This is a genomic window from Paracoccus methylovorus (assembly GCF_016919705.1).
Taxonomy (GTDB): Bacteria; Pseudomonadota; Alphaproteobacteria; order Rhodobacterales; family Rhodobacteraceae; genus Paracoccus; species Paracoccus methylovorus.
On record NZ_CP070371.1, the window covers coordinates 57,931 to 78,266 of the forward strand.

General features: G+C 62.6%; 21 protein-coding genes. 12 read left to right on the forward strand and 9 right to left on the reverse strand.

The annotated features are described in order from the left end of the window. Positions 1-96: 96 nt before the first annotated feature. A complete protein-coding gene (locus JWJ88_RS13420; protein WP_205296296.1) occupies positions 97-1,695 on the reverse strand; it encodes a phosphoenolpyruvate carboxykinase in 1,599 nt (532 codons plus the stop codon). 224 nt (positions 1,696-1,919) lie between these two features. On the opposite strand from JWJ88_RS13420, the gene JWJ88_RS13425 reads away from it, so the two are divergent. From JWJ88_RS13425 to JWJ88_RS13450, 6 genes are all read left to right on the forward strand, one after another. Next, positions 1,920-2,339 carry an HPr kinase/phosphorylase gene (locus JWJ88_RS13425; protein WP_205296297.1) on the forward strand — a complete coding sequence of 140 codons (420 nt, stop codon included), beginning with the start codon at positions 1,920-1,922 and terminating at the stop codon, positions 2,337-2,339. Positions 2,340-2,347: 8 nt separating this feature from the next. Further along, complete coding sequence (gene rapZ / locus JWJ88_RS13430) at positions 2,348-3,307, forward strand: RNase adapter RapZ (protein WP_205296298.1); 960 nt, start codon at positions 2,348-2,350, stop codon at positions 3,305-3,307. Positions 3,308-3,331: 24 nt separating this feature from the next. Then, the gene (locus JWJ88_RS13435; RefSeq protein WP_205296299.1) at positions 3,332-3,757 is read left to right on the forward strand and encodes a PTS sugar transporter subunit IIA; all 426 of its coding nucleotides are present in this window, start codon (positions 3,332-3,334) and stop codon (positions 3,755-3,757) included. Further along, complete coding sequence (locus JWJ88_RS13440; protein ID WP_205296300.1) at positions 3,754-4,044, forward strand: HPr family phosphocarrier protein; 291 nt, start codon at positions 3,754-3,756, stop codon at positions 4,042-4,044. Before JWJ88_RS13435 ends, JWJ88_RS13440 begins: the two co-directional genes overlap by 4 nt. Before the next feature lie 9 nt (positions 4,045-4,053). After that, positions 4,054-4,665, forward strand: a complete 612-nt coding sequence (locus JWJ88_RS13445; protein WP_205296301.1) for a TetR/AcrR family transcriptional regulator — start codon at positions 4,054-4,056, stop codon at positions 4,663-4,665. A 100-nt stretch (positions 4,666-4,765) separates the two neighbouring features. Then, the gene (locus JWJ88_RS13450; RefSeq protein WP_205296302.1) at positions 4,766-5,182 is read left to right on the forward strand and encodes a DUF2852 domain-containing protein; all 417 of its coding nucleotides are present in this window, start codon (positions 4,766-4,768) and stop codon (positions 5,180-5,182) included. Positions 5,183-5,215: 33 nt separating this feature from the next. Here the strand turns inward: JWJ88_RS13450 and JWJ88_RS13455 are convergent, their stop codons facing one another. The 5 genes from JWJ88_RS13455 to JWJ88_RS13475 are packed head-to-tail and all read right to left on the reverse strand — an operon-like array spanning position 5,216 to position 9,522. Further along, positions 5,216-6,595 carry a glutamate--cysteine ligase gene (locus JWJ88_RS13455; protein WP_205296303.1) on the reverse strand — a complete coding sequence of 460 codons (1,380 nt, stop codon included), beginning with the start codon at positions 6,593-6,595 and terminating at the stop codon, positions 5,216-5,218. Between the two features lie 49 nt (positions 6,596-6,644). Beyond that, positions 6,645-7,160 carry a hypothetical protein gene (locus JWJ88_RS13460; RefSeq protein WP_205296304.1) on the reverse strand — a complete coding sequence of 172 codons (516 nt, stop codon included), beginning with the start codon at positions 7,158-7,160 and terminating at the stop codon, positions 6,645-6,647. After that, positions 7,157-7,576, reverse strand: a complete 420-nt coding sequence (locus tag JWJ88_RS13465) for a GNAT family N-acetyltransferase (protein WP_205296305.1) — start codon at positions 7,574-7,576, stop codon at positions 7,157-7,159. Before JWJ88_RS13465 ends, JWJ88_RS13460 begins: the two co-directional genes overlap by 4 nt. Further along, positions 7,573-8,721 carry a succinyl-diaminopimelate desuccinylase gene (dapE, locus tag JWJ88_RS13470; protein WP_205296306.1) on the reverse strand — a complete coding sequence of 383 codons (1,149 nt, stop codon included), beginning with the start codon at positions 8,719-8,721 and terminating at the stop codon, positions 7,573-7,575. Before dapE ends, JWJ88_RS13465 begins: the two co-directional genes overlap by 4 nt. 27 nt (positions 8,722-8,748) lie before the next feature. After that, positions 8,749-9,522: a sulfite exporter TauE/SafE family protein gene (locus tag JWJ88_RS13475; protein ID WP_205296307.1), complete on the reverse strand. Its 774-nt coding sequence runs from the start codon at positions 9,520-9,522 to the stop codon at positions 8,749-8,751. Between the two features lie 234 nt (positions 9,523-9,756). Between JWJ88_RS13475 and JWJ88_RS13480 the strand changes: the two genes are divergently transcribed. Genes JWJ88_RS13480 through prpB form a run of 4 tightly spaced genes read left to right on the forward strand, consistent with a single transcriptional unit; the run spans position 9,757 to position 13,776 of the window. Beyond that, on the forward strand, positions 9,757-10,176 hold the full coding sequence (locus tag JWJ88_RS13480; protein ID WP_205296308.1) for an acyl-CoA thioesterase: 420 nt from the start codon (positions 9,757-9,759) through the stop codon (positions 10,174-10,176). Next, the gene (locus JWJ88_RS13485) at positions 10,163-11,674 is read left to right on the forward strand and encodes an MmgE/PrpD family protein (protein WP_205296309.1); all 1,512 of its coding nucleotides are present in this window, start codon (positions 10,163-10,165) and stop codon (positions 11,672-11,674) included. Before JWJ88_RS13480 ends, JWJ88_RS13485 begins: the two co-directional genes overlap by 14 nt. Positions 11,675-11,684: 10 nt before the next feature. Then, positions 11,685-12,857 carry a bifunctional 2-methylcitrate synthase/citrate synthase gene (prpC, locus tag JWJ88_RS13490; RefSeq protein ID WP_205296310.1) on the forward strand — a complete coding sequence of 391 codons (1,173 nt, stop codon included), beginning with the start codon at positions 11,685-11,687 and terminating at the stop codon, positions 12,855-12,857. Position 12,858: 1 nt separating this feature from the next. Next, a complete protein-coding gene (gene prpB / locus JWJ88_RS13495; protein WP_205296311.1) occupies positions 12,859-13,776 on the forward strand; it encodes a methylisocitrate lyase in 918 nt (305 codons plus the stop codon). Positions 13,777-13,906: 130 nt separating this feature from the next. Here prpB and JWJ88_RS13500 read toward each other — a convergent pair whose 3' ends face one another. From JWJ88_RS13500 to JWJ88_RS13510, 3 genes are all read right to left on the reverse strand, one after another. Further along, positions 13,907-15,577, reverse strand: coding sequence for an ABC transporter permease (locus JWJ88_RS13500; protein ID WP_205296312.1), 1,671 nt, complete (start codon positions 15,575-15,577; stop codon positions 13,907-13,909). Positions 15,578-15,631: 54 nt separating this feature from the next. Then, entirely contained in the window at positions 15,632-16,663 is a 1,032-nt protein-coding gene (locus tag JWJ88_RS13505; protein WP_240200316.1) for an extracellular solute-binding protein, read from the reverse strand. 161 nt (positions 16,664-16,824) lie between these two features. Then, positions 16,825-17,874: an ABC transporter ATP-binding protein gene (locus JWJ88_RS13510; protein ID WP_240200317.1), complete on the reverse strand. Its 1,050-nt coding sequence runs from the start codon at positions 17,872-17,874 to the stop codon at positions 16,825-16,827. 263 nt (positions 17,875-18,137) lie between these two features. Here JWJ88_RS13510 and JWJ88_RS13515 point away from each other — a divergent pair, with 263 nt between their 5' ends. Both JWJ88_RS13515 and JWJ88_RS13520 read left to right on the forward strand, forming a co-directional pair. After that, positions 18,138-19,793, forward strand: coding sequence for an acyl-CoA dehydrogenase family protein (locus JWJ88_RS13515; RefSeq protein ID WP_205296313.1), 1,656 nt, complete (start codon positions 18,138-18,140; stop codon positions 19,791-19,793). Between the two features lie 77 nt (positions 19,794-19,870). Next, a complete protein-coding gene (locus JWJ88_RS13520) occupies positions 19,871-20,287 on the forward strand; it encodes an META domain-containing protein (protein WP_205296314.1) in 417 nt (138 codons plus the stop codon). Positions 20,288-20,336: the final 49 nt, after the last annotated feature.

Below are 20,336 nucleotides of genomic sequence, written 5' to 3' on the forward strand. Positions count from 1 at the left end.
GTAGGCTGTCGGGGGCGCAAAGCCCCCCACCAACCTTGCATCAAGGAAAAGGGCGGCTGCGTGGACCGCCCTTGCATCATTTTCTGATTGATTGCCTTAGCCGATAGCTGCGGCGCGCACGTCGTCGTCGATCTTGTCAGCATATTGCGCGAAGTTGTCACTGAACATGCCGACAAGCTTGCGGGATTGGGTATCATAGGCCTCGGCATCCGTCCAAGTCTGGCGCGGATCGAGCAGCTTGTCCTCGACACCCGGGACCGAGACAGGAACCTCAAAGCCGAAGTTCGGATCCTTGCGGAACTCGACCTTGTTCAGCGAACCGTCCAGTGCAGCGGTCAGCAGGGCCCGCGTGGCCTTGATCGGCATGCGCTTGCCGGTGCCGAACGCGCCGCCGGTCCAGCCCGTGTTGACCAGCCAGCAGGTTGCGCCGGTCTGGGCGATCTTTTCCTGCAAGAGCTTGCCATAGACCTCGGGGCGGCGCGGCATGAAGGGGGCACCGAAGCAGGTCGAGAAGGTTGGCGTGGGTTCAGTCACACCGACCTCGGTGCCCGGGGTCTTGGAGGTGAAGCCCGACAGGAAGTGATACATTGCCTGCGCCGGCGTGAGGCGTGCGATGGGGGGCAGCACACCATAGGCGTCGCAGGTCAGCATGATCACGTTCTTCGGCTGCCCGCCCACCGATGTGGCGGAGGCATTCGAGATGTAATCCAGCGGATAGGCGCAACGCATGTTGTCGGTAAGAGAGTTGTCCTCGAAGTCGAGTTCCAGCGTGTCCGGGTTGTAGACCATGTTCTCGATCACGGTGCCGAACTTCGAGCAGGTCGCGTAGATTTCCGGCTCGGCCTCGGCCGAGAGATTAATGGTCTTGGCGTAGCAGCCGCCCTCGAAGTTGAAGATGCCGTGGTCGGACCAGCCATGCTCGTCATCGCCGATCAGCGTGCGTGAAGGATCGGCCGACAGCGTGGTCTTGCCGGTGCCGGACAGGCCGAAGAAGATCGCCGAGTCGTCGGAATTGTCCAAGGCGTGGTTGGCCGAGCAGTGCATCGGCATCACGCCCTTTTCCGGCAGGATGTAGTTGAGCAGCGTAAAGACCGATTTTTTGTTCTCGCCGGCATAGGCGGTATTGCCGATCAAAATCAGCTTCTTGTCGAAGTTCAGCGCGATGACGGTTTCCGAACGGCAGCCGTGTTTCGCCGGGTCGGCCTTGAAGCTAGGGCAGTTGATGATGGTGAAATCGGGCATGAAGCTGGCCAGTTCCGCGGCCTCGGGGCGGCGCAGCAAGTGGCGGATGAAAAGCCCGTGCCATGCCAGTTCTGTCACGACCCGAACATCAAGGCGCAACGCAGGATCAGCGCCGCCATAGAGGTCCTGAACGAAATAGTCCTTGCCTTTCATATGCTCCAGCATATCGGCATGAAGCCGGTCAAAGGCTTCGGGCTCCATCGGCTTGTTGTTTTCCCACCAGATGGTGTTTTCCACCGAGGGGGTGCGTACGACGTGCTTGTCCTTGGGCGAGCGGCCGGTATGCGCGCCGGTCGAGACCAGGAAAGTGCCGCCAAGGCCAAGCTTGCCTTCACCGCGCTGCAGGGCCGCCTCGACCAACGCCGGTTCAAGCAGGTTATAGTGAACCTCGCCGAGGCCCGTGATCCCCTGGTCTTCGAGACGGCAATTCGGGTTGACGCGCGGTTGGGTCATGGCAGCTGTGCTCCTGCTAGAATTCCGGGCCGGCAACCGGCCGTTGCGCGTCCTATAACACGGCATTTCCCGGGCGAAAGCGCACTTATTGGCAGGGTTAGCGCAATCACACATAGTTAGCGCAATCATTTGTCAGCACGTGGCCTTGGCTTAATGGATTCGTCACAAAGATAGCGCGACCGATATCGGCCACCGGGGCGATTCGGCAGTTGGAAAGGACCGCCATGATCCTGCATGCAAGCTGCATCGCCCATTGGGGCAGGGGACTGCTGATCCTGGGACCGTCGGGTGCGGGTAAATCCACGCTAGCGTTCGAGATGATGGCCAATGGTGCGATGCTTGTGGCCGATGACCGCACGGTGCTGCGCAGTGCGGGGCCACGAATCATCGCCGACTCGCCGGATACGATTCGCGGCCGGATCGAGGCGCGAGGTGTCGGAATTCTGCATGCCCAGCCGTATGGGCCGGTCGAACTGGCCTTGGCGGTCGATCTAGGGCGCCCCGAACCCGAGCGCCTGCCGCCCCACCGCCGGCTTGACCTTCTAGGCAGTTCGGTGCCCCTTGTCCTTGGTTCCGGCCGTATTCATCTTGCATCAATACTGATGCAATATCTTGTCGCGGGTCGGGCGGACACGGAAGGGTAAACCAAACTATGCCAGAGGCGATAAGCGCGATGGATAGTCACGATGAGCAGGCACAGCGGCTGGTTTTGATTACCGGCCCCTCTGGCGCCGGCCGTTCGACAGCCATCAACGTGCTGGAGGATCTGGGTTATGAGGCCATCGACAACCTGCCCTTGTCGCTGATTCCGCGGTTGCTGGACGGGCCGCCGCGGCCTGTGCCCCTGGCTTTGGGGCTTGATGTGCGCAACCGCGATTTTTCGGTGGCCAACCTGATCGAGTTGATCGACCGGTTGACCCGCCTGCCGGAATATGCGCCCGAAGTGCTGTTTCTCGACTGCGCGACCGAACAGCTTTTGCGGCGGTTCAATGAAACCCGCCGTCGGCATCCGCTGCGGGCCGAGGGCTCTCCGCTGGATGCGATCCGGGCCGAGCGGGACATGCTGGCCCCGATTCGCGCCCGTGCCGATGTGCTGGTAGATACCTCCGAACTGTCGCCTCACGACCTGAAGGCGGAGTTGTCCCGCTGGTTCGAGACCGAACCCGGGCGGCGGCTGACCGTGTCGGTGCAGTCCTTCTCTTACAAACGCGGGGTGCCGCGCGGGGTCGACATGATGTTCGATTGCCGCTTTCTGGCAAATCCGCATTGGCGGCCCGAGCTTCGACCCTTGGATGGCCGAGATGCGCCGGTTCAGGACTATGTGATGGCCGATTCGCGGTTCGAAGAGTTCTTCGGCAGGGTGCGGGATCTTGCACTTTTTACCCTGCCTGCCCATCTGGAAGAGGGTAAGGCCCACCTGGCGATCGGCTTCGGCTGCACCGGGGGTAGACACCGTTCTGTCACAATGGCGGAAAAAATGGCTGATGCGCTTGCGAAAGCAGGCTGGCAGGTGTCAATTAGACATCGGGAACTTGAACGCCGTGAAAAGGCGCCGGCACCTGGGGATGATGGCCATATGAGGGCCTCTCGCACAGCTTTGGCGCAAAGGTGAACGGCTGGTGCGTGGTGGAGCGAATTGATCGGGATTGTAATCGTGGCGCATGGGGGCCTTGCCAGGGAATATCTCTCGGCGGTCGAACATGTGGTAGGACCGCAGACCGGGATCAAGGCCGTTGCGATCGAGGAAAACCATGATCGGGGCGAAAAGCAGGCCGAAATCTGCGCCGCCGCCGACGCGGTCGATTCGGGTGACGGCGTGGTCGTGGTCACGGATCTGTTCGGAGGATCCCCTTCGAACCTGTCTTTGATGGCCTGTGCGATGCGGAATCGCTCGATTCTTTATGGCGCGAACCTGCCGATGTTGGTCAAACTGGCTAAATCGCGCAAATTGCCCGTCGCTGACGCGGTATCGCTGGCCAAGGATGCGGGCCGAAAGTACATCAACAGCTATGACGTATTGCCTGCCGATGTGCTTCCCATCCCGAAACGTGCCGCTTCATGAATGACATGACCAACGGGGCCGTCACCCGCGAATTGGCGATCATCAACGAAAAGGGCCTGCATGCGCGGGCCAGCGCGAAATTCGTCGAAACGGTAGAGCGATTCGATGCCCGCGCTACCGTTGAAAAGGACGGCATCAGCGTCTCGGGTGATTCGATTATGGGGCTGTTGATGCTGGCTGCGCCGCGCGGCAGTGCGATTCGCGTCATCACAAGGGGCGCGCAGGCGCGGGAATTGGCCGACGCGCTGACCGCCTTGGTCGAGGATTACTTCGGCGAAGGCATGTAAGGGCCGGACATGGCCCGAACATCTTATCATCATGGCAACCTGCGTCAGGCCTTGGTCGAGGCAACGGTGCAGTTGATCGAGGAAAAAGGTCCGCAGGCATTTACCCTGGCCGAGGCCGCTCGACTGGCCGGCGTCAGCGCAGCCGCTCCCTATCGCCACTTTACCGGGCGTGAGGAATTGCTGGAAGAAGTTGCCAGGCAAGGGTTTGTGGAATTTGCCGACCGTCTTGAGGCAGCCTTTGACGAGGGGCGACCGCGTCCGCTGACCGCTTTTTTGCGTATGGGGCAGGAATACCTGAATTTCGCCGCCGAGCGCCGCGGATCATACATGGCCATGTTCGAATCCGGTCTTTCAATTGCCGGCAATGCCGGACTGTCGCAGGCTTCAGAACGCGCACGCGGCGTTCTGGTGCGTGGGGCCGAGGCGCTGTTTGCGCAACTGCCCCACAGTCGCCGCCCGCCGCCGGGCATGGTCGCCGATCATATCTGGTCGCTAAGCCATGGCGTCGTCGAATTGTTCGGCCGCGGCAAGCCCGGCTCTCGTTCCCCGATCTCGGCGGCGGATATGCTGGAAAGCGGTGCGCTGATTTATCTGCGCGGGCTGGGCGTGATCTCCGATTAGAACGACCCCGACCAAAAATTTTCGCCTGATCTCTTGAACACGAGTCGCTATGCTCTATTTATGTAAATGTGATTAACATTTACATCGGAAAGGGACCGCAATGAACACTGACATCGCCCCGCGCCCCTCCGTCCTTGATCGGCTTGGCGCGATGCTTGCCGGTATCCGGGACTGGCTGGATGAACGCGGGAAGGGCGCATGGATCGCCGCAATGATCCTAGCCTTTATCGCCTGCTGGCCCTTGGGCCTTGCCGTTCTGGGCTACATGATTTGGAGCAAACGCATGTTTTCCTGCCGCCACCGCCATCATCATCACCGTCACAGCAATAGCCGCGGTTTCGCGGCGCCGACGGGCAACATCGCCTTCGATGCCTATCGCGAAGAGACGCTGAAGCGGTTGGAGGATGAGCATCGCGAGTTCCTCGACTTCCTGCAAAAGCTGCGCGAAGCCAAGGACAAGGCCGAGTTCGACCAGTTCATGCAAAGCCGCAACGAACCGAACGAACTGCAAAGCTGATGCGAAACGGGCCGGGGTTCACCCGGCCCTTTTTCAATAAGAGTATTCGGAATAGATGCGGCTCAGATCGCCAGCCCATTCGCCTTGATACTTTGCCAAAAGTTCGTCGGCGGGAACCATCCCGGTGTCGACACTCTCCTTGAGCGTGTTCAGGAAATGCGTCTCGTCCGGGACCAGCCCGCCGGAGCCGACCTGCGCCCGCGCCTTCAACCCGGCTTCCGAGATCGCCAGCACTTCGCGCGCCAGATCCTGGATCCGCAGGCCGTTCACCTCGGCATCCAGCGCAAAGCGCCCCGCGCCTTGCCGCCATGCCTCGCGCGTCTCTGCATCCCAAGCCTTGACCAGATCCCAGGCCGCATCCAGCGCCGACTGGTCGTAAAGCAGCCCGACCCAAAGTGCCGGCAGCGCGCAAAGCCGCCGCCAGGGGCCGCCGTCCGCACCGCGCATCTCGATGAATTTCTTGACGCGGGCTTCGGGAAAAACGGTGGTCAGGTGATCGGCCCAATCCGACAGCGTCGGGATTTCGCCGGGCAGGGCGGGCAGTTTGCCTTGCATGAAATCGCGGAAGCTTTGCCCCAGCGCGTCGATGTACTTGCCGTCGCGATAGACAAAATACATCGGCACATCGAGCACGTAATCGACCCAGCGTTCGTAACCGAAGCCCTCCTCGAAGGCAAAGGGCAGCATACCGGTGCGCGCATCGTCGAGGTTTTGCCAGATATGCGCCCGCCAGCTTTTCCAGCCGTTCGGCTTGCCGTCCAGGAACGGCGAATTGGCAAACAGCGCATTCGCCACCGGCTGCAAGGCCAGCGCCACCCGTAGCTTCTGCGCCATGTCCGTTTCGCTGGCGAAGTCCAGATTCACCTGTACCGTGCAGGTGCGGTACATCATCTGCGTGCCCAGCGTGCCGACCCGGCCCATGTAGTCGGTCATCAGCCGGTAACGGCCCTTGGGCATCATCGGCATCTGGTCCTGTGTCCAGATTGGTGCGGCGCCAAGGCCGATAAAACCGGCGCCCAATTCGTCGGCGACGGCGCGGACCTCGGCCAGATGTTGGTTCACCTCGTCGCAGGTTTGGTGGATGGTTTCCAGCGGTGCGCCCGAAAGCTCCAACTGGCCGCCGGGTTCCAGGCTGACATTGGCGCCGTTGCGTTCCAACCCGATGATTTTGCCTGCCTCAAGCACCGGGGTCCAGCCGAACCGTTCGCGCAGGCCATCCAGCATGGCCTTGACCGAGGGCTGACCGGCAGGCGCCTCATAGGGCAGCGGCATCAGGTCGGAGTGTCGATAGCCGAATTTTTCGTGCTCGGTGCCGATCCGCCAGTCTTGCCGGGGTTTTTCGCCCGACGCGATATATTCGACCAGCTGTTCGGGACGTTCGATCGGGCCGCCGCCCTGTTGGGGTATGGACATCGGTGGCCTTTCATCTGCCTTGCCAGCCACAGGTGGCAAGCAAGGCGCGTCAAGTCAAGCGGGCGCGCGCGGGCCTCGTCCAAACGGTTTGGATCGTGGGTGCATCCGGGGCCAGTGCCGAGGCGAGCCGCCCCATCTCGATCCCCGGCAGAGCAGCGAAGGCGTCGGCAAGACGCTCGGCCCCGGCGGCATCGATGGGTATCAGCAGCGCCTGCGCGTCAACGCTTTTCAGCCGCCAGTGACGGCGGCCGTTCAGGCGCATCAACCGGATCTCGTTCAACTCGCGCAGCGCGATCTCTCCGCCCAAAAGCCGGTTCGGGGAAAGATAGCGGATTGCACCCTCGTCCAGCTCGACCATGCCGGGTCCCAGCGTATCGTGACGGAACCGCATCCGGCGCCGCGCGTCCAAGGCCCAAAGCGCCGAGGCCCCCGCAATCGCCGCCCCGATGGGCCAAAGGATCCAGCCGCCCAGCGAAAACACCCATAACCCGAAGGCGGTGGCGACCAGCGCGCTGCCGGTCTCGGCCCAGGGGCGCAGCTTTTCGGCCAGCTCGGGGCGGATCATCCCAGATCCTGCGTCATGTCCCTGTGCGGGATGCCTGCATCGTCATATTCCGGCCCAAATGCGGTGAAGCCCAGCTTTTCGTAAAAGCCGATGGCGTGGGTCTGGGCCCCCAGTTTGGCGCGCGAGATGCCCCGGATGGTGCGCAATTCGTCCAACGCGGCGCGGATCAATGCAGCGCCGGCACCGGTGCCGCGTGCGGGTTTCAGGACGGCGACGCGACCGATCTTGCCGGTCGCACCCTCGATCAGGATGCGGGCGGTACCGATGGGCCGGCCGCCCTTGTCGCGCGCCAGCAGATGGATCGCCGTGCTGTCGCGGCCGTCCCATTCCTCGGCCTCGGGAACGGATTGCTCTACGATGAAGACCTCGCGCCGGATCGCACGGCAGGTCGCAAGGTCGGTGGTCTTTTCGATCATGCGAAGTAACGCTCCAAGATGCGGCGATAGATGCGGGCAAGCTGGCGGACCTGATCGGCTGGCACGCGCTCATCCACCTGATGCATGAAATGTCCCACCAGCCCGAATTCAAGCACCGGGCAGTGATCCTTGACGAAACGCGCGTCCGAAGTGCCGCCCGAGGTGGAGAGCACGGGATCAAGCCCGGTTTCCTCGCGCACCACGCCGGCGACCAGATCGACGAAGGGGCCGGGTTTCGTCAGAAAGCTTTCACCGGACACATCGGTCGAGATGGCGAAATCCACCTTGGTTTCGGCCGAGATCGCTGCCGCCCGCGCCCGGATCATGCGGTCGAGGCTATCCGGTGTATGCGCATCGTTGAAGCGGATGTTGATCGTGGCCCGCACCCGTTCGGGGATCACGTTCGAGGCCGGGTTGTCGCAATCCACCGTCGTCACCTGCAGCCCCGATGGGTCGAAATGCGCGGTCCCTTCGTCCAGCGGCTGGGCTGTCAACTCGTGCAGCAGCCGCAGCAGCGCATGGACGGGGTTGCGGGCGCGATGCGGATAGGCGGCATGGCCCTGAATGCCATGCGCCTCGACCTGCAAGGTCATCGAGCCGCGGCGGCCGATCTTGATCATCTCGCCCATGCGGTCGGGGTTCGATGGTTCGCCGACGATGCAGACGTCCATCCGCTCGTCCCGCGCCGCCATCCAGTCCAGCAGGGCGCGGGTGCCATGCTTGCCCGGCCCCTCTTCGTCGCCGGTGATGGTCAGGACCACCGCGCCGTCGGGGGGCGGGGTTTCGGTCACAAAGCCGATGGCGGCGGCGACAAAGGCCGCGACGCCGGATTTCATGTCGGTGGCGCCCCGGCCCCAGATCCAGCCGTCGGCCTCGTGCCCCGAAAAAGGCGGATGCGTCCAGCTTGCCGGATCGCCGGGCGGCACCACATCGGTATGGCCGTTGAAGCCAAAGGTCCTGACGCCCCTGGCCCCCCAGCGCGCGAACAGGTTCGGCACACCCTCGCGGTCCACGCGGTGGCATTCGAAACCAGCCGAACCCAGCACCTGTTCCAGCAGGATCAGCGCGCCGCCTTCGTCGGGTGTGACCGAGGGGCAGCGGATCAATCTTGCAGTCAGTTGGGCGGGGTCGGGGATCAGGGTCATGACGGGCCTTTCGCTATTGGCTTGTGGTTACACCGGCGGGGCTGCAAGCTCCAGCGCGCGGCGCAGCAGGTTGGCACCGGTCACCACCAGCAGGACCAGCGTCCAGCGCCGGAACTGCGCCACATTCAGCCGGTCATGCGCCAGATAGCCCAACCCCATTCCGACCAGTGCCGGGAGCACTAGAATTGCGGAAAACGGCAATGTCTGGGCGTTCAACAGCCCCGAGTGAATATGCGAAAGCGTCAGCACCGCCGCGCCGATAAAGAACACCACGCCCTGCACCCGCATCTGTTCGTCCTTGGGTACATGCAGGGACAAAAGCATGACCAGAAGCGGCGGTCCCCAGATGCCCGATATGCCACCGATCAGGCCGCCGATCACGCCGGTCGCGATCTCCATCCGGCGGCGATGGTGCACGGGCAGGGCCATGCTGCGGCCCATGATCTGCCATAGTGCGAAAAGCGTGATGGGCAGGCCGATCAGCGCATACATCAGCCATTGCGGGACGCGCGTGGCGAAAAAGGCGCTGACCGGGATGAACAGCACCACCATGCCGACATGCCAGCGCCAATCCCATGTCGCCTGGAACGCGGGTCTCCAGCCCTGACGCAAAGCCTGGCGGATATTGGTGACCAGCACCGGCAGGATCACCGCCGCCAGCGCCTGTTGCGCGGGCAGAAAGGACCCCAGCGCCGCCAGCATGATCATCGGCATGGCAAAGCCGATGGCGCCTTTCACGAAGCCAGAGAAAAGCGTGACCGCGATGGCGGTCCAGAAGTGGAATGGATCAAGGCCGAACATGGGCCGCAAGTTGCTGTGCCGCGTGATCCTCTGCAAGGGCCGTTATCGTCTCGCGGTGAAACTGCTGGGCGACCCGGATAAGGCGGAGAGGAGGCGCAGGCGGATCGGTCAACCTTTGCAACATTTGCAATTGGCACGGAATCCCTTTGCAATTCATCGCATTTTCAGTGCTTTATCCTTGGTTATTCGTTGTGAAAAGGTGGTCGGGCAAATCCTGCAAAGGTCTCCACCTCCATGCCTGCAGCCCCTGACATTCGAATGATCGAGATGATCTTTCCCGACGCGGCGAACCATTACGGGACGCTGTTCGGCGGCAATGCGCTGTCGTTGCTGGCAAAGGCGGCCTTCGTCGCGGCCACCCGGCATGCGGGGGCGGCGGTGGTGATGGCCCGCTCGGAACGGGTGGATTTCACCACCCCGATCAGGGTGGGCGACATGCTGGAACTGACCGCCCGCGTCACCCGCACCGGGCGCAGCTCCATGACGGTCGAGGTGACCGGCACCGTCAGCCCGATGGGCAATGCGCCTGCCCGCGCGGCACTGACAGGACAATTCGAAATGGTGGCGGTGGATGCGGATGGTCGTCCGCAGCCCATCGCCCGCACCCCGGCCAAGACAGTTGCAACGAAGGACATCAGCAATGATCACCCATGACGTGCGGACCTATAAATCCGCTGAATCCCTGCCGCGCGAAGATCAACTGGCGTGGAAGATCGCCCAGGTCGCGGCCGATCCGGTGGCGGTTGAACCCGCCGTGACCGAGATGATCATTAACCGGATCATTGACAATGCAGCCGTGGCGGCGGCCTCGGTCGCGCGGCGCCCGGTGGCTTCGGCGCGGGCGCAGGCTCTGTGCCATCCGATGGCATCCGGCGCTACGGTCTTCGGCCTTGATGGCCAGACCCGCGTCTCGCCCGAATGGGCGGCCTGGGCGAACGGCACCGCGGTGCGGGAACTTGATTTTCACGACACCTTTCTGGCGGCGGATTATTCGCATCCCGGCGACAACATCCCGCCGATCCTTGCTGTCGCGCAGCACACCGGCCAATCGGGTGCCGACCTGATCCGTGGCCTTGCGACCGGCTATGAAATTCAGGTGAATCTGGTGCGCGGGATCTGCCTGCACGAGCACAAGATCGATCATATTGCCCATTTGGGTCCCGCGGCGGCGGGCGGTATCGGCACGCTGCTGAACCTCCCTGCCGAGGTGATCTATCAGGCCGTGCAGCAGGCGCTGCATGTGACCACCACCACCCGTCAGTCGCGGAAGGGCGAAATCTCAAGCTGGAAGGCCTTTGCCCCTGCCTTCGCCGGCAAGATGGCGATCGAGGCGGTGGATCGTGTGATGCGCGGCGAAGGCGCACCCAGCCCGGCATGGGAAGGCGAGGATGGTTTCATCGCCTTCCTGCTGTCGGGTCCGAACGCCCGCTATCAGGTGCTGCTGCCCGAAAAGGGCGAGGCCAAGCGTGCCATTCTGGACACCTATACCAAGGAGCATTCGGCGGAATATCAAAGCCAGGCGCTGATTGACCTTGCCCGCAAGATGGGACCGCAGATCGGCGACCTTCGCCAGATTGACAGCATCGTGATCCATACCAGCCATCACACCCATTACGTGATCGGCACAGGTGCCAACGACCCGCAGAAGATGGACCCGAAAGCGTCGCGCGAAACGCTGGATCATTCCATCATGTATATCTTCGCGGTCGCGCTGGAGGACGGTGGCTGGCACCATGAGAAATCCTATGCCCCCGAACGTGCGGGCCGCCCGGAAACCGTGGCGTTGTGGCACAAGATCTCGACCCTTGAGGATGCGGAATGGACGCGCCGCTATCACGCCCGCGATCCGAAGGAAAAGGCCTTCGGCGGCCGCGTCGAGGTAAGACTCAAGGATGGTCGCATCCTCACCGACGAACTTGCGCTGGCCGACGCCCATCCCGATGGCGCGCGTCCCTTCGTGCGCGAGAACTATGTCCGCAAATTCCTGACGCTCTCGGACGGGATCGTCGCGGGCGCCGAGCAGCAGCGCTTTCTTGATGCCGCGCAGGCGCTTACCACGCTGAAGGCGGGGGATCTGGGCGCGCTCAACTTCACCGTCGGGGCAGATCGCCTTGGTGCGGCCCGTCCCAGCGGAATCTTTGACTGGAAATGAGGAGGGAGAGATGAGCGGTTCCGTCGTGAAACCGAAGAAATCCGTGGCGCTTTCCGGGGTGGTTGCGGGCAATACGGCGCTGTGCAGCGTCGGTCAGTCCGGCAATGACCTGCATTACCGGGGCTTTGACATCCTTGATCTGGCGGAGGCCTGCGAATTCGAGGAGGTTGCGCATCTGCTGGTCCACGGCAGCCTGCCGACCGCCCCGGAACTGCGCGCCTACAAGGCGAAACTCAAGGCCCTGCGAGGCCTGCCGAAAGCGGTGCGCGAGACGCTGGAGGCGATCCCTGCCGCCGCGCATCCGATGGATGTGCTGCGCTCGGGCGTGTCGGCGCTGGGCTGCGTGCTGCCCGAGGCTCATGACCACAATATCCCCGGCGCGCGTGACATCATCGACCGGCTGATCGCCGCGCAAGGGTCAATGCTGCTCTATTGGCATCACTACGCACAGAACGGCCGCCGCATCGAGGTCGAGACCCAGGACGATACCGTGGCAGGCCATTTCCTGCACCTGCTGCACGATATGGCCCCCAGTGCGGCCGAGGTGCGGGCGATGCATACCACGCTGAACCTTTACGCCGAGCACGAGTTCAATGCCTCGACCTTTACCGCGCGCACCATCGCGGGCACCGGCTCGGATGTCTATTCCGCCATCGCCGGCGCCATCGGTGCGCTGCGCGGACCGAAACACGGCGGTGCGAACGAAGTCGCATTCGAAATCCAGAAACGCTACGCCGACCCTGATGAAGCCGAGGCCGATATTCGTGCCCGGATGGCCGCGAAAGAGGTCATCATCGGCTTCGGCCACCCGGTCTATACCATTGCCGATCCGCGCAATGCGGTGATCAAGCGGGTGGCAAAACAGCTTTCGGATGCTGCCGGATCGACCCGGATGTTCGACATCGCCGCGCGGATCGAGACGGTGATGATGGACGAGAAGCGGATGTTCCCGAACCTCGACTGGTATTCGGCAGTGTCTTATCACCTGCTGGGCGTACCGACCGCCATGTTCACGCCGATCTTCGTCATCTCGCGCACCAGCGGATGGGGCGCGCATGTGGTCGAGCAGCGGCAGGACAACAAGATCATCCGTCCTTCGGCCAATTACATCGGGCCGGACAACCGCGCCTTTACCCCCATAGAACAGCGGGGCCTGCTGGCCGCGCCGCAACTGGAGGCCTGACATGCCCTATCTGATCGCAAACGATCTGCCGAAAGCCCCGGCGGGACAGCGCTTTCGCGCGGCGCTTTCGCGTCCCGACATCCTGCGCCTGCCCGGCGCCCATAACGGTCAGGCCGCATTGCAGGCCAAGGCCGCCGGCTTTGATGCGCTTTACCTTTCGGGCGCCGCGATGACCGCCTCGATGGGCCTGCCCGATCTGGGCATCATCACCGTGGACGAGGTGGCGTTTTTCATCCGCCAGATCGCGCGGGCGTCGGGCCTGCCTTTGCTGGTCGATGGCGACACCGGCTATGGCGAGGCGCTGAACGTCATGCACATGGTCCGCACCTTTGAAGAGGCCGGGGCCGGCGCCGTGCATCTGGAAGATCAGCTTTTGCCCAAGAAATGCGGCCATCTGAACGACAAAAAGCTTGCGAACGCGCGGGACATGGCCGCCAAGGTGGCCGCCGCCGCCCGCGCACGCCGCGATCTGGTTATCATCGCCCGCACGGATGCTGCGGCATCCGAGGGGATCGATGGCGCGGTCGCTCGTGCAAAGCTTTATATCGAGGCAGGGGCGGATGCGATCTTCCCCGAAGCGCTGACCAGCATTGAGATGTTCAGGGAAATCCGTGCCCGGCTGCCCGGCGTGAAGCTGCTGGCAAACATGACCGAGTTCGGCAGAACCCCCGCCCTGACCGCGCAAGAGTTCGAGGATCTGGGCTATGACATGGTGATCTGGCCGGTTTCGTCGCTGCGGGTCGCCAACAAGGCGCAGGAGCGGCTTTATGCGGCGCTGGCCCGTGATGGCGCGGCGACCGCGATGATTCCGCAGATGCAGACCCGCGCCGAGCTTTACGAGGTGATCGGTCTCAATGCCTTCGAGATGCTGGACCACAGCATCGCCCAATCGGTCGTGCCGGAGTGGCAGCAGGGCTGAGCGGCCGGGGTATCGCCCACCGGCTCTTTGGTGGGCCAGGGTGCGGATATTCCGGGGGCTTGGGAAACAAGCCTCAATCGCCTTGCATTTCTCCTCGATCTTGCGCGCTGCCCCTTGATCGCGGGCTTGGTCACGCCTTGACCCGTCCCAGCCGCGAAAGCACGACGACCGGCAAGATACCGATCAGCACGATCAGAAGTGCGGCAATCGCGGCTTCCTCATAGGTGCCTCTGGCGGCCTCGCCATAAAGATGGGTCGCCAAGGTCTCGAAATTCAGCGGTCGCAATAGCAATGTCGCCGGCAATTCCTTCATGCAATCCACGAAAACCAGCAGGCCCGCCGAGGCGATGGCGGTTTTCGACAGGGGCAGGTGCACGCTTCGGAATACGCCCGTGGAGGTCCGGCCCAGCATCCGGGCCGCATGATCCAGCGAGGGCGGGATGCGGCTGAACCCGGCCTCGATTCCTCCGGTAGAGATCGCCATGAACCGCGAGGAATAGGCCAGCACCAAGGCGGCCCCTGATCCCAGCAGCAAAAGGCCCGGCGCATTGCCGGTCAGCCGCTCGACTCCGCTGGCCCAGAAGCGGTCGAACAGGCCGACGGGATAAAGCAGCCCGATGGCCAGAACCGTCCCCGGGACCGCGTAGCCCAGCGTCGAGGCGCGGGCTGCAAGGGATGTCAGCCGGCCGGGATAGCTTCTGGCGGCATTGGCAAGCACCAGACCGCACAATAGCACGAGCAGGGTGGCAATCGCCGAGACCGCGACGGTGTTGACGATCTCGGTCCAGATCCGTGGTGAGATGCCGGCAAAACTGATGCGCTTCCAGGCCTCGCGGCACAGATGAATTGCCGGGACGATAAAGCCGAGAGTGATCGGAAAGAGGCACAGGCTGAACGCGCTTGCCGCGCGCCATCCGCTCAATCGGGCAGGAGACATGACGCGGGGCCTCTGCGCTGCCGTGGCGTAGCGCTGGTTGCGGCGTGCGTGGCGTTCGAAAAGCACCAGCAGGACCACGATCACCAGCATGGCAAGCGCGATTTGTGCGGCCCCCGGCAGGTCCGACCGGTTTACCCAGGCCGAGTAGATCGATGGCGTCAGTGTCCTGACGCCCAGAAACTGCGAGGCTCCGATGTCGTTCAACGTCTCCATCAATGCAAGGCTGGTGCCAACCGCGATCGCTGGCCGGGCGAGCGGAAACGCCACCTGCCGGAATACGCTTTGGCGGCGTGCGCCAAGGGTGCGGGAAACCTCCACCAGATTTGCCGCCTGCGTCAGGAACATCGCCCGCGTGGTCAGGTAGACGTAAGGATAGAGCACCAACCCCAAAAGAATGATGCAGCCCCACATCGAACGGATGTCGGGCAGGCGAAACTCGCGCGGGCTGGAATAGCCCAGAAGTCCTCGCAAGGCACCCTGCACCGCTCCGACGGGATGGAGAATGTCGAGATAGGCATAGGCGATGATATAGGTGGGAACCGCCAGCGGCAGCAGCAGCGCCCATTCGAAAATGCGCCGCCCCGGAAAGTCGTAGGCGGTCACCATCCAAGCCGTCGTGGTGCCGATCAACGTCACCAGTATGCCCACTCCGGCAAGCAAAATGATCGTGTTCTTCAGTGCCGTCGGCAATACGTTTGCAAGCATGTGTGGCCAAAGGCCGGCGCTGCCCTGGAATGCGATCAGGACAAGAGACACCACGGGCAGGCAGACCAGCACCGCGATAAGCACCGCGCCCAGACGCCATCCCGCCCCGGAACGGCGCCATGGCATGAAGTTCATCGGGTTCGTTTCGGCAGTTTTCATGAATAAAGCGGAGCGGGCGACAGCCTTGAGAGACCGTCGCCGATAACTCCGTGGTCAGTTGTCGAAGCCGACCTGCTCAGCCATCTGGCTGGCGGCAGCGCGGAACTTTACGCCCTCCACGATATCGATCGTGTCCGGGGTCAAAGCGCCATATTCCGCGATCAACGGATCGACGGTGGCGTTCGCATTGACCGGATACTCGAAGTTCGCTTGGGCATAGATCGCCTGCGCCTCGTCCGAAACCAGATATTCCAGGAAGCGGACCGCCTGATCCTTGTTGGGCGCGTGTCGGGCGACGGCCGCGCCGGTGATGTTGACCTGCGTGCCGCCGTTCTCGAAGGTCGGCAGGATCATCCGGATTCCCTTGGCCCATTCTTCCTGCTCGGGGCCGCCGGCACCGCTGCGCATCAGGCCGACGTAATAGGAATTGGCGACGCCGATGTCGCAGAGGTCGCCCATGATGTCGCGTGCCACGTCGCGATCTCCGCCCGCTGCCGGACGGGCGAGGTTGGCCTTCAGGCCGGTCAGCCATTCCTTGGCCGCTTCCTCACCATGATGTGCGATGAACGAGCCGGTCAGCGCGACGTTATAGGGATGCAGGCCGGACCGAATGCAGACCCGGCCTTTCCATTCGGGATCGGCGAGTTGCTCATAGGTGATCTCGGTCAGGTCCAGGTCTGTGGCCGCATAAACCGCACGGGCCCGCATCGAGAGGGCGAACCAATGGCCTTCGTCGTCTCGCAATGTTGCGGGAATTACGCTGGTAAGAGCCTCGGATTCGATGCTCTGCGTCAGTCCCTTTTCGACCAGATCGACCAGAACCCCGGCATCGACCGTCATCAGCACGTCGGCAGGCGATTTGTCACCCTCCGCGATGACGCGCTCGGCGATCCCGTCCTGCAGGAAAATGGTGTTGACCGTAACGCCTGTCGACTGCGTGAAGGCGTCGATCAGCGGCTGGATCAGTCCAGGTTCGCGGGTCGTGTAAAGGTTGAGCTCCTCTGCGAGGACACCTTGTGTGCCCGCAAGAAGGGCCAGCGTCGAACTGAGCATAATTCCGGTAAACTTCGTGGATTCCATTGCCATGACGCTCCTTGAAACATGAGTGAAATAGTGGGTTTTGCGACCTGCCGACCAAGGATAAGCATAGTTGACTGTAGCAGTAAAGTATTTGCGCAATTCCACTGCGGCCGTCTGGAAAGACAATATCCTTGCTGGGGAAGGTTATCGCCCCGCGGCCTGCGTTTTCAGAAAACAAAGACCTGCTCGGGAGGCACGGAAATGCGTGCCATATCCCCCGAACGCAGACGCAGTCGTTCGGTTGAACGAATTTTCAGAGGTTCTGCAAGTGCGGCGACAGAGACGCGGATCTGCTCGATCTCACCCATCAGGGCGCAGTCCACGACCGTGCAATCCACCCCAAGTGTATCACAATTGACGCGCAGGCATTGGGGCCGCACATAAAGGGTCGCGATATGGCCATCGGCAAAACCGGGGGCTTTGAAACGTCCGAGAGGAGTTTCCAGAAAACCATTCCAGCACGCGCCCTGGACTTTATTGAAGGTCGAAAAGAACTCGGCCGTATAGGCATCAGCCGGCCGGTCGTAGAGGTCACCCCCCGAACCTTCCTGTACGATTTCACCCGACCGCATCAGCACCACACGGTCACCCGAGGACAGGGCCTCTTCGGGATCATGCGTCACCATGATGACGGTCGTGCCCAACTCGCGCAGCAGAGAAATCGTCTCCGAGCGGATACCATCGCGCAGTCCACGGTCGAGATTCGAGAACGGCTCGTCCATCAGCAGAATCTGCGGTTGCGGCGCCAATGCCCGCGCCAGTGCCACCCGCTGCTGCTCGCCCCCCGAAAGCATGTGCGGAAACCGCCGGGCAAGGTGTCCCAGGCCGAGCCGGTCGATGATCTCATGGCACCGCGCCCGCGCGGCTTTGCGCTCAAGGCGTTTCAGGCCAAACAGGATATTGTCCGTCACGCTCAGATGCGGGAACAGGGCATAGTCCTGGAACATGAAGCCGATATTGCGTTCTTCCGGCTCTACATAGCTGTTCGGCCCGGATATTTCGTGCCCATCAAGAAAAACGCGTCCCCGATCCGGCATCTCGATACCGGCGATGACACGCAAGAGCGTCGACTTGCCACAGCCGGAATGGCCGGCCAGACAGATCAGCTCCCCCCGTGCCACGCAAAGCGAAATGTCGTTGAGCGCCATAACGCTGCCGAACCTGCGAACGACGCCATCGAGTTCAAGCTGAGGGCGCAGGGAGGTCAACTGATTCATTCTTTTCTTCCGTATGGACTCTCGAGTCTCTCCGACGCTGGACAGGTTGCGTCATCAGTCTGAGACGGCGAGGTTTCCCTGAACCGTAATATTAGTGTTTCTGTCAGTCGTAGCCAACCCGGACAGCAAACACTGAAACAGGCCAAGCACGCGCTGCCAGCACAAGGACATTTTAGTTCGCTACACGGCGCATATGCGCATGATAGTTGCGCTGCAAATGCAAAGACGCTAGTCATGCTGCAACGCCGCACAAGGATTCTGCCATGAAGGACATGCCCGCGATGCCAGCCGATACGCCCTCTGTCTTGCTTGGGCTTGCAGCCGAGGCGCTGCCCGAACTCGAATCCCTGCAATCCAGCGCGACCGAGGCATTGCGCACGCTGGTGGCCCCAACCGGCAAGCCGCAAGCGATACTGCTGGAACAACATCAACATGCGGCGCATGCCCTGTCGTGGCTGGCGACCTATGTCGAATCGATGCGCCAACTGACCGGCTGGGCGGCGCGGTTGTCCGAGGCAGGTTCGCTGGGCCGTACCGAGGCGCTGATCCTGCAAATCGGACTTGGCGAATACCTGGCCCAGATCGCGGGCGGTATCCCGATGAGCCAGACGGAATTTGCCCGGCTTTCGGATTTGGGTCTGGATTGGCAACCGGGCGAGGCCGCGGGCAGGCTGATGGGTGGCAATACCGCACCTGCGCGGGCTGAACTGGCGCGGCTGATGCAGGACAATCATGGCCGGGCGACCTTTGGCGCCACCGGGCTGGACGAGGATCTGGAGATGATCCGCGATCAGTTCCGCCGTTATGCCGACGAACGCGTCATCCCCAATGCGCATGAATGGCACCTGAAGGATCAGTTGATCCCGATGGAGATCATCGAAGAACTGGCCGAGCTTGGCGTCTTTGGCCTGACCATCCCCGAGGAATATGGCGGATTGGGCCTATCGAAAGCTTCGATGGCCGTTGTGACCGAGGAGCTGTCGCGCGGCTATATCGGCGTGGGCAGCCTTGGTACCCGCAGCGAGATCGCGGCCGAATTGATCCTGTGCGGCGGCACCGAGGAACAGAAGGCGAAATGGCTGCCCGGCCTTGCCTCGGGTCAGATCCTGTCCACGGCGGTATTCACCGAGCCGAACACCGGCTCGGACCTTGGTAGCCTGCGCACGCGGGCCGTCCGCGATGGCGACGATTGGGTCGTGACCGGCAACAAGACCTGGATCACCCATGCGCAGCGCACCCATGTCATGACGCTGTTGGCCCGCACCGATCCCGAGACCACCGATTGGCGGGGCCTGTCGATGTTCCTGGCCGAAAAAACGCCGGGCACCGACGACAATCCCTTTCCGACCCCCGGCATGACCGGCGGCGAGATCGAGGTGCTGGGCTATCGCGGCATGAAGGAATACGAGCTTGGTTTTGACGGCTTTCGCGTCAAGGGCGAGAACCTGTTGGGCGGCGAACCCGGCCGTGGCTTCAAGCAGTTGATGGAAACCTTTGAATCGGCGCGCATCCAGACCGCCGCCCGCGCGGTCGGCGTGGCGCAATCGGCGGCCGAGATCGGCATGCAATATGCCATTGACCGCAAGCAGTTCGGCAAGTCGCTGATCGAATTCCCCCGTGTCGCCGACAAGCTGGCCATGATGGCGGTCGAGATCATGATCGCCCGGCAACTGACCTATTTCAGCGCCTGGGAAAAGGATCACGGCAGGCGCTGCGATCTGGAGGCCGGCATGGCGAAGCTGCTGGGTGCCCGTGTCGCCTGGGCCGCGGCCGACAATGCCTTGCAGATCCACGGCGGCAACGGTTTCGCGCTGGAATATACCATCAGCCGCGTGCTGTGCGACGCGCGCATCCTGAACATCTTTGAAGGTGCGGCCGAGATTCAGGCGCAGGTTATTGCACGCAGGCTACTGGACTAGGATGAAATTCCGGCCCCGGCTGGACAGCGGGGGCCGTTAAGGCATTATGGCGGCAATAGAACATAACGGAGCTGCCAATGACCCGCATCCCGATGATTTCCGCGGCAATCGCCGCCACGCTTGCCCTTGCTGCCTGCGAACCGACCTCTGGCAACACACCGGGCAGCAACGTCCCGACCGGCCCCTATGTGCTGGTTGGCATCGGTTCCGACACTGTGCCGCAGCGCAACGTCGGCATGACGATCGAGGCGGACGGCTCGGTTTCAGGGCAGGGCCCCTGCAACCACTATTCGGCCAAGCAGACGGCCGAGCCGCCAGCTTTCGCGCTGGGACCGCTGACGACCTCCAGGATGGCCTGCGCCGGCAACGCCGGCCGGCTGGAAACGCGCTTTTTCGAGGCTCTCTCGGCCGCCAACGGCATTACTTATGAAGGTGGTGTGCTGACGATCCAGGGTCCGACCTACCTGACCTTTGAGCCGGGCTATCGCAAATAGGGATCGGGCCGACGGGTGCCCGCGCGGTGCCCGGCCGGCAAGGAGCGAA